This window comes from Piscinibacter sp., from assembly GCF_050175855.1.
Classification (GTDB): Bacteria; Pseudomonadota; Gammaproteobacteria; order Burkholderiales; family Burkholderiaceae_C; genus Piscinibacter.
Map to the genome: position 1 here is coordinate 1 of NZ_JBFXIO010000224.1, position 8,471 is coordinate 8,471.

The 8,471-nt window shown below is 69.7% G+C and carries 8 protein-coding genes; 2 read left to right on the forward strand and 6 right to left on the reverse strand.

Translation table 11 applies throughout. The features are described 5' to 3' along the window. The 3 genes from AB7U92_RS16430 to recA all read right to left on the reverse strand — a co-directional run. The coding region (locus AB7U92_RS16430; protein ID WP_428579113.1) for a DUF2889 domain-containing protein at nucleotides 1-339 on the reverse strand (339 nt) is incomplete at its 3' end. A gap of 147 nt (nucleotides 340-486) precedes the next feature. Continuing rightward, nucleotides 487-972, reverse strand: a complete 486-nt coding sequence (locus tag AB7U92_RS16435; protein ID WP_428579116.1) for a regulatory protein RecX — start codon at nucleotides 970-972, stop codon at nucleotides 487-489. Between the two features lie 44 nt (nucleotides 973-1,016). Beyond that, a complete protein-coding gene (recA, locus tag AB7U92_RS16440; protein WP_428579119.1) occupies nucleotides 1,017-2,060 on the reverse strand; it encodes a recombinase RecA in 1,044 nt (347 codons plus the stop codon). 131 nt (nucleotides 2,061-2,191) lie between these two features. Here recA and AB7U92_RS16445 point away from each other — a divergent pair, with 131 nt between their 5' ends. Both AB7U92_RS16445 and AB7U92_RS16450 read left to right on the forward strand, forming a co-directional pair. Then, nucleotides 2,192-2,863: a response regulator gene (locus AB7U92_RS16445; protein WP_428579122.1), complete on the forward strand. Its 672-nt coding sequence runs from the start codon at nucleotides 2,192-2,194 to the stop codon at nucleotides 2,861-2,863. A 47-nt stretch (nucleotides 2,864-2,910) separates the two neighbouring features. Further along, on the forward strand, nucleotides 2,911-4,464 hold the full coding sequence (locus AB7U92_RS16450) for a sensor histidine kinase (RefSeq protein WP_428579124.1): 1,554 nt from the start codon (nucleotides 2,911-2,913) through the stop codon (nucleotides 4,462-4,464). Here AB7U92_RS16450 and AB7U92_RS16455 read toward each other — a convergent pair. From AB7U92_RS16455 to mrdA, 3 genes are all read right to left on the reverse strand, one after another. Beyond that, nucleotides 4,450-5,322: an NAD(P)-dependent oxidoreductase gene (locus tag AB7U92_RS16455; RefSeq protein ID WP_428579127.1), complete on the reverse strand. Its 873-nt coding sequence runs from the start codon at nucleotides 5,320-5,322 to the stop codon at nucleotides 4,450-4,452. The two genes, AB7U92_RS16450 and AB7U92_RS16455, sit on opposite strands and share 15 nt — an antisense overlap. Beyond that, nucleotides 5,319-6,473 carry a rod shape-determining protein RodA gene (rodA, locus tag AB7U92_RS16460; RefSeq protein ID WP_428579132.1) on the reverse strand — a complete coding sequence of 385 codons (1,155 nt, stop codon included), beginning with the start codon at nucleotides 6,471-6,473 and terminating at the stop codon, nucleotides 5,319-5,321. The genes AB7U92_RS16455 and rodA overlap by 4 nt, the downstream gene beginning before the upstream one ends. 23 nt (nucleotides 6,474-6,496) lie before the next feature. Further along, nucleotides 6,497-8,471 (reverse strand): penicillin-binding protein 2 (mrdA, locus tag AB7U92_RS16465; RefSeq protein ID WP_428579130.1); only part of this gene is annotated, 1,975 nt, incomplete at its 5' end.

Below are 8,471 nucleotides of genomic sequence, written 5' to 3' on the forward strand. Positions count from 1 at the left end.
CTCCTTGACGGCGGCGCGGAAACCCTTGAGCAGGTTCAGCCCGGCCAGCGCGCGGTAGGCGTCGCCGTGGTCGTCGCAGTGGCCGGGATAGGGCATCCAGCGAGTCTCGGAGCCCGCCTCGAGGATGTTGAGCTGCTCGTCGACCACGAGTCGCAGCAGCATGTCGTGGATCGAGTCGCCCGCCTTGCGCAGGCCGCCGGCGAGCTTCGCATCACGCGTCTTGACGTCACGGATCTCTGCATCGACCTCCCACAGCCCGTTGCCGCGCGCATAGACGTGGACGTCGATGCTGCGGCGGTGCTTGAGCTTTCGCTCGGGCGCGGCAGGCGGCAGAGCCATGGAAACGGACCGGTGGGTACTGAGTCGATGGGCGCGGCACGCAGCGGGGCTGTCACTCCACCGTCACCAGCGCGAACGGCGCGCAATGTAGCATGCTGCGCTGCGTCAAAGCTGACGGCTGGCTGGCGGCGGACCGGGACCGCCCGCTCAGTCGTCGTCCGCGGGAGCACCGGCGGCGCGCAGCACGCGCCGCACCGTTTCGGGCGAGAAGCCGCGGCTGGACAGGAAGCGCGCCTGCCGCGCACGTGCCGCGGCGTCGGCCGCCGGCGCCTCGAACTTGCGCGCCCACACCTCGCGCGCGCGATCGAACTCGCTGGCCTGGAGCGCCTGAGCGGCCTCGGCATCGAGGGTGACGCCATGCTGGGCCAGCTCCCGGCGGATGCGCAGATTGCCGTGCCGCGCGGCGCGGGCCTGGATACGCGACTCGGCGAAACGCTGCTCGCTCAGGTAGCGATGGGCTTCCAGCCAGTCGAGCACCTCGTTGACGCGGGCCATCACCTCGCCCGGCGGCGGCGCCTCGACGGACTCCGGGGACGCGCCGGCCTGTGCCTGCGCCACCAGCGCACGGGCGTGAGGCAGCAGCTTGCGCTGCATCTCGGCACGACTGTGCTCGCGCTGGGCCAGCCACTGCATCGCGCGCGCCTTCAGCGAGCGCGGCCCCCGCGAGCCCGGCGCCTTCACTCGGCGGCGGCGTCGCCCGTGGGCAGCTGCGGGATGCCGACGGCGTCGCGCACCTTGTTCTCGATCTCGCGGGCCAGCTCGGGGTTCTCGCGCAGGAATTCGCGGGCGTTGTCCTTGCCCTGGCCGATCTTCTCGCCGTTGTAGGCGTACCAGGCGCCGCTCTTCTCGAGGATCTTGTGGGTCACGCCCATGTCGATCACCTCGCCTTCGCGGCTGATGCCCTGGCCATAGAGGATGTCGAACTCGGCGGTCTTGAACGGCGGGGAGACCTTGTTCTTGACGACCTTCACCTTCGTCTCGTTGCCGATGACTTCCTCGCCCTTCTTGATCGAGCCGATGCGGCGGATGTCCAGGCGCACCGAGGCGTAGAACTTCAGCGCATTGCCGCCGGTCGTCGTCTCGGGGCTGCCGAACATCACGCCGATCTTCATGCGGATCTGGTTGATGAAGATGACCATGGTGTTGGTCTTCTTGATCGTGGCCGTGAGCTTGCGCAGCGCCTGGCTCATCAGGCGGGCCTGCAGGCCGGGCAACGAATCGCCCATCTCACCCTCGATCTCGGCCTTGGGCGTGAGCGCCGCCACCGAGTCGACCACCACCAGGTCGACCGAGCCGGAGCGCACCAGCGCATCGACGATCTCGAGCGCCTGCTCGCCGGTGTCGGGCTGGGAGATCAGCAGTTCCTGCAGGTTTACGCCCAGCTTCTGGGCGTAGGAGGTGTCGAGCGCATGCTCGGCGTCGATGAAGGCGCAGGTGCCGCCCTGCTTCTGCATCTCGGCGATGACCTGCAGCGTCAGCGTGGTCTTGCCGGAGGACTCGGGACCGTAGATCTCGATCACCCGGCCGCGCGGCAGGCCGCCCACGCCCAGCGCGATGTCCAGCCCCAGCGAGCCGGTGGAGACGACCTCGATGTCCTCGATCTTCTCGCCCTCGCCCAGGCGCATGATCGAGCCCTTGCCGAACTGCTTCTCGATCTGGGCCAGTGCCGCCTGCAGGGCCTTGGCTTTTTCGGTGTTGAGGGCTTTGACGGGTGCATCCATGCGGCGTTCTCCTGGGAAGTGGCGGCACTGTAGCGCAAAAGCTGGATGTTTGTACAGTAGCCGCACCGCCTCGCGCCGCCCATCCCTACAATGCGGCCGACAGCCGGCCCCGAGCTGGCGAGGAGACAAGCATGCGCATCCTAGTCGCGGAAGACGATCAGGTCCTGGCCGACGGCCTGCTGCGCTCGCTGCGCAATGGCGGTTACGCGGTCGACCGGGTGAGCAGCGGTACCGAGGCCGACGCCGCGCTCGCCTCGCACGAGTTCGACCTGCTGATCCTCGACCTCGGTCTGCCCAAGCTGCACGGCCTGGAAGTGCTGCGCAAGCTGCGCGCCCGCGGTTCCTCGGTGCCGGTGCTGATCCTCACCGCCGCCGACAGCGTCGAGCAGCGCGTCAAGGGGCTGGACCTGGGCGCCGACGACTACATGGCCAAGCCCTTCTCGCTGCAGGAACTCGAGGCCCGTGTCCGGGCGCTGACGCGCCGCGGCCTCGGTACCGCCTCGACGGTGATCAAGCACGGCCCGCTGACCTTCGACGCCACCGGCCGCGTGGCCTACATCAACGACCAGATGATCGAGCTCTCGGCGCGCGAGCTGTCGCTGCTGGAAGTGCTGCTGCAGCGCGCCGGGCGCCTGGTCAGCAAGGACCAGCTGGTCGAGCGGCTGTGCGAGTGGGGCGAAGAGGTCAGCAACAACGCGATCGAGGTCTACATCCACCGCCTGCGCAAGAAGATCGAGCAGGGGCCGGTGCGCATCGCCACCGTTCGCGGGCTGGGTTACTGTCTCGAGAAGATCGCGGCCTGATCCGGCGCCCGACCTCTCCTGCTTCGGCGGCGCTATCCTGAGCGCCGATGCCGCACACCCGCAAGGAACAACGCTCCCTCTTCGGCGAGATCCTCGACTGGATGCTCGCTCCGCTGCTGCTGCTGTGGCCGATGAGCGTGGCGCTGACCTGGCTGGTGGCCCAGGGCATCGCCAACAAGCCGTTCGACCGCGAGCTCGGCGAGATGACGCGCATCCTCGCCAAGCAGGTGGTCGTGCTGAAGACGGTCGACGGCCGCATCACCGCCGAGTTCACCCTGCCCAGCGGCGCGTCGGAGATCCTGCACACCGACGAGGACGACAACATCTACTACCAGGTGCTCGGCCTGCGCGGCGAGCTGCTCAGCGGCGAGCTGAGCCTGCCGCTGCCGCCGGAAGAGGAGTCGAAGGTGCCCGACGAGGTGCGCTTCCGCGACGGCGAGATCGACAGCGACGACCTGCGCATCGCCTATGTCTGGGTGACGGTGCCCGGCGGTTCTGCGGAGCCGCAGATGGCGCTGGTGCAGGTGGCCGAGACGCTGGGCAAGCGCTCGCGGCTGGCCACCGAGATCATCAAGGGTGTGATCCTGCCGCAGTTCGTCATCCTGCCGCTGGCGGTGCTGCTGGTCTGGCTGGCCCTGGTGCGCGGCATCTCGCCGCTCAACGAGCTGCAGCAGCGCATCCGCCGCCGCGACAGCAGCGACCTCTCGCCGATCGACGAGCGCGACGCGCCGGAGGAGGTCTCGCCGCTGGTGCGCGCGATCAACGACCTGCTGGCGCGGCTCGACCAGTCGATCGCCACCCAGAAACACTTCCTCGCCGACGCGGCGCACCAGCTGAAGACGCCCCTGGCCGGTCTACGCACCCAGGCCGAGCTGGCGCAGCGCGAGATCGACGCCGGCCAGCGCGACCCGAAGGAACTGAAGAAGTCGCTGCAGCAGATCGCCCACTCCAGCCAGAGCGCGGCGCACATGGTCAACCAGCTGCTGGCGATGGCGCGAACCGAGAACCAGGAGCAGCAGGCGCAGCGGCAGGCCGTCAACCTCGCGCGGCTGGCCACCGAGACCGTGCGCGACTTCGTGCCGCGCGCGCTGGAGAAGCGCATCGACCTCGGCTACGAAGGGCCGGAAACAGGCCGTGATGCGTCGGCCAGCCGTGGCGCGCTGGTCAGCGGCAACCCGCTGCTGCTGCGCGAGCTGATCCGCAACCTGGTCGACAACGCGCTGCAGTACACGCCCGCCGGCGGCACGGTGACGGTACGCATCGTCGATGACCCGTTCGGCCAGGTGGTGGTGCTGCAGGTGGAGGACTCCGGCCCGGGCATCCCCCTGGCCGAGCGCGACCGGGTGTTCCAGCCCTTCTACCGCACGCTCGGCACCGACGTCGACGGCAGCGGCCTGGGCCTGGCGATCGTGCGCGAGATCGCCGTGCAGCACGGCGCACAGATCCAGCTCGAGGACGCCAACCTGCGCCACCGGCCCGGCCTGAGCGACCAGGGCGGCGCGGCCTTCGGCCCGGGCGCACGCTTCACGCTGCGCTTCCCGGCCGCCAACGCGCGGCCGCAGGTCGATCCGGGCGCGGCGAAGGGCTCAGCGCCGGCGTAGCAGCTCGAGCAGGCTGGCGTCGTCGAGCGCCGCGAAGCCGCTCTCGCAGGCGCGCGCGAACAGCGCGGCGGCGTGCTCGCCCACCGGCGCGGCCATGCCCAGGCGGTGCGCCATGTCCAGCGCGAGGTGGGTGTCCTTGTTCAGCAGCGTGGTGTGGGCGCGCGGCGCGAGGTCGCCGGCAAGGGCCCGGCGCATGCGGTCGGAGGCGATCCAGCTCTGGCCGCTGGAGCGCTCGATCACGTCCAGCGCCAGCCCGGCATCCAGCCCGGCCCGCTCGGCCAGCGCCAGCACCTCGGCCGCGCCGGCGAGGTTGATGCCGGCCAGCAGGTTGTTGACCAGCTTCATGCGCGCGCCGTCGCCCGGACGCTCGCCAAGGCGGAATACCGCGCCGGACAAGGACTCGATCACGGCACGCTGCGTCTCGTAGGCCGAGGCAGCGCAGGCCACCATCAGGCTCATCGTGCCGTCGCGCGCGCGCACCGGACCACCGGACATCGGCGCATCGATCGGCGCCAGGCCGGCCTCGGCCAGCCGCGCCGCGAAGGCCTCGGTGTCGTGCGGCGCGATGGTCGGGCACAGCAGCACGGCCGCACCGCGCGGCAGTGCCGCGGCCACGCCGCCGTCGCCGAACAGCACGGCCTCGGTCTGCTTCGCATCGACCACCGCGACGATCGCGCAGCGGGCGCCTGCCGCCGCCTCGGCGGGCGATGCACACACCGCCAGTCCCTCGCTGCGCGCCATCGACTCGCGCGCCGGGTCGATGTCGCGCACCCGCAGCGCAAACCCGCGGTCGCGCAGCCGCAGCGCCATGCCCAGCCCCATGTTGCCGATGCCGACAACGGCGACGCTGTCGGTCATGTCTGTACCAGCCGGCGGCTCTTGGAGATCGACATCAGGATGCCCAGGCCGAGACCGAGCGTGACCATCGCGGTGCCGCCGTAGCTGATGAAGGGCAAGGGCACGCCCACCACCGGCAGGATGCCGCTGACCATGCCCATGTTGACGAAGGCATAGGTGAAGAAGCTCAGCGTGATGGCGCCGGCCAGCAGCCGGCCGAACATCGTCGGCGCCTCCGAGGCGATCATCAGCCCGCGGAAGATGAGGAAGATGAAGCCCAGCAGCAGCAGCACGCAGCCAACCAGCCCGAACTCCTCGGAGAAGGCGGCGAAGATGAAGTCGGTGGTGCGCTCGGGGATGAACTCCAGGTGGGTCTGCGTGCCCTTCATGAAGCCCTTGCCCTCGATGCCGCCCGAGCCGATGGCGATCATGCCCTGAAGCGTGTGGAAGCCCTTGCCCAGCGGATCCTTGGTGGGGTCGAGCAGCGTGCAGACTCGCTGCTTCTGGTAGTCGCGCAGCACCGGCCACTTCACGTCGGACTCGCAGATGGCGTCGCCCGACATCACCAGCGCCGTGATGGCGATCGCGCCGGTCACCATCACCGGGATGATCAGCTTCCACGACAGCCCGGCGAAGAAGATCACGAACAGGCCCGCCGAGGCCACCAGGATGGCGGTGCCCAGGTCGGGCTGCTTCATGATCAGGCCCACCGGAATGGCCAACAGGATCGCCGCGGCGACGAAGTCCGGCACGCGCAGCTGCCCCTCGCGGCGCTGGAACCACCAGGCCAGCATCAGCGGCACGGCGATCTTCAGCATCTCGCTGGGCTGGATGACGACACCGACGTTGAGCCAGCGCGTCGCGCCCTTCTTGGTGATGCCGAAGAACTCCACCGCCAGCAGCAGGATCACGCCCAGCACGTACAGCGGCACGGCCAGCGACATCAGCCGCTGCGGGCTGACCTGCGCCACCACGAACAAGATGGCGAAGGCGATCAGCATGTTGCGGCCGTGGTCGACGAAGCGCGTGCCATGGTCGAAGCCGGCCGAGTACATCGTCAGCATGCCGGCGCCGGCCAGCAGCAGGATGGCCAGCGACAGCGGCCCGTCGAAGCCGGTGAACACCGGAACGATGCGCTGCCAGATCGACGGCCGCTCGAAGGCGACGTTCATCGGCGCGGGGCGGGTGCCGACGTTCATCGCGCTGCGCCCTCGGCCGCGTCGCCGCGCGCCACCTTCTGTGCCGCCGGCCCGCTCGCCGCCGCCACCGCGGGCAGCACGGTGGTCGCGCCGGGCAGCGTCACTTCGGCGGCCGGGCGCTGCTTGCCCACCGGCGGGCCCGACTTGCCCTCGCGGGTGAGGGCGATGTCCTCGTCGCTCGGCCACAGGCCGGCGATCGCGTAGTCGAACACCCGGCGCGAGATCGGCGCGGCCGCCTCGGAGCCGAAGCCGGCGTTCTCGACCACGATGGCCAGCGCGATGGTCGGCGCCTCCAGCGGCGCGAAGGCCATGTACAGCGAGTGGTCGCGCTTGTGCTCCTCGAGCTTGGCGGCGTTGTACTTCTCGTTCTGGCGGATGCCGACCGCCTGCGCGGTGCCGGTCTTGCCGCCGGTCTTGTACGGCGCGCCGAGGAACGAGCGCACCGAGGTGCCCTCCTGCGTCACGCCGTGCAGCGCGCGGTTGATCAGCTCCACGTGCTCGGGCTTCAGCGGCAGCGGTGGCAACGCAACGCTGGAGGTCGGCCGCCGCTCGCCGGTGGCCACGTCCTCCACCTCGCGCACCAGCCGCGGCTTGAAGCGCTGCCCGCCGGAGACCAGCGTGGCCGTCGCGCTGGCCAGCTGCAGCATGGTGAAGTTGTTGTAGCCCTGGCCGATGCCCAGCGAGATGGTCTCGCCGGCGTACCACTTCTGCTGCTCGGGCTTCTTGTAGGCCTTGCGCTTCCACTCGGTGGACGGCAGCAGGCCGGTGAGTTCGCCCTCGACGTCGATGCCCGTCTTGCGGCCGAAGCCGAACGGCTCGAGCTGCTCGTGCATCAGGTCCACGCCCATCTCGTTCGCCAGCGAGTAGTAGTAGACGTTGCTCGACTTGACGATGCTGCGCGTCATGTCGACCGGCCCGAGGCCGTGGTCGCCATGGCTGCGGAAGGTGTGGTTGCCGAACTGGAAGGTGCCGCCGTCGTGGATCACGGCGGACGCGCTGCGCTTGCCGGTATTCAGCGCGGCCATTGCCATGAAGGGCTTGAAGGTCGAGCCGGGTGGGTAGGTGCCGCGCAGCGCGCGGTTGAGCAGCGGCTTGTCGATGGACTCGTTGAGCTCCTTCCAGCTCTCGTGGTCGATGCCGTCGACGAACAGGTTGGGGTCGAAGGTCGGCTTGCTGACGAAAGCCAGCACCTCGCCGTTGCGCGGGTCGAGCGCCACCAGCGCGCCGCGGCGCTCGCCGAACAGCTGCTCGACCAGCGCCTGCAGCTTGATGTCGATGGACAGCACCACCTTGTGGCCGGGCGTGGCCGGGTTGCTCTTCAGGCGACGCACCGGCCGGCCGCCGGCGCTGGTCTCGACCTCCTCGAAGCCGGTGGTGCCGTGCAGCTCGGCTTCGTAGCTCTGCTCGACGCCGAGCTTGCCGATGTATTCGGTGCCGCGGTAGTTGGCGGCGTCCTCGGTCTCGTCGATCGCTTCCTTCTCGGCCTGGTTGATGCGGCCGATGTAGCCGATCAGGTGGCTGCCGGTCTCGCCGAGCGGGTAGTTGCGGAACAGCCGCGCCTTGATGTCCACGCCGGGAAAGCGGAAGCGCTGCGCGGTGAACCGCGCCACCTCCTCGTCGCTGAGCTTGGTGCGGATCGGCAGCGACTCGAAGCTCCTGTTCTCCTCCATCAGGCGCTTGAAGCGCTTTCGGTCGCGCGGCTGGATGTCGACCACCTCGGCCAGCCGCTCGATCAGCGGTTCGAGCTCGCCGGCGCGCGATGGTGTGATCTCCAGCGTGTAGGCCGAGTAGTTATTGGCCAGCACGACGCCGTTGCGGTCGACGATCAGGCCGCGGTTGGGCACGATGGGCACCACCGCGATGCGGTTGTTCTCCGCCTGGGTGGCCAGCTCCTCGTGCTTGACGACCTGCAGGTGCAGCAGCCGCGCGCCGAGCAGGCCGAAGCCGAACAGCACGAAGGCGCCGGCCGCC

Coding starts and splice junctions, on each gene's coding strand:
- AB7U92_RS16445 (WP_428579122.1), top strand. CDS start 2,192: ATGCGCATCCTAGTCGCGGAAGACGATCAGGTCCTGGCCGACGGCCTG.
- AB7U92_RS16455 (WP_428579127.1), bottom strand. CDS start 5,322: ATGACCGACAGCGTCGCCGTTGTCGGCATCGGCAACATGGGGCTGGGC.
- rodA (WP_428579132.1), bottom strand. CDS start 6,473: ATGAACGTCGCCTTCGAGCGGCCGTCGATCTGGCAGCGCATCGTTCCG.
- AB7U92_RS16435 (WP_428579116.1), bottom strand. CDS start 972: ATGCAGTGGCTGGCCCAGCGCGAGCACAGTCGTGCCGAGATGCAGCGC.
- AB7U92_RS16450 (WP_428579124.1), top strand. CDS start 2,911: ATGCCGCACACCCGCAAGGAACAACGCTCCCTCTTCGGCGAGATCCTC.
- recA (WP_428579119.1), bottom strand. CDS start 2,060: ATGGATGCACCCGTCAAAGCCCTCAACACCGAAAAAGCCAAGGCCCTG.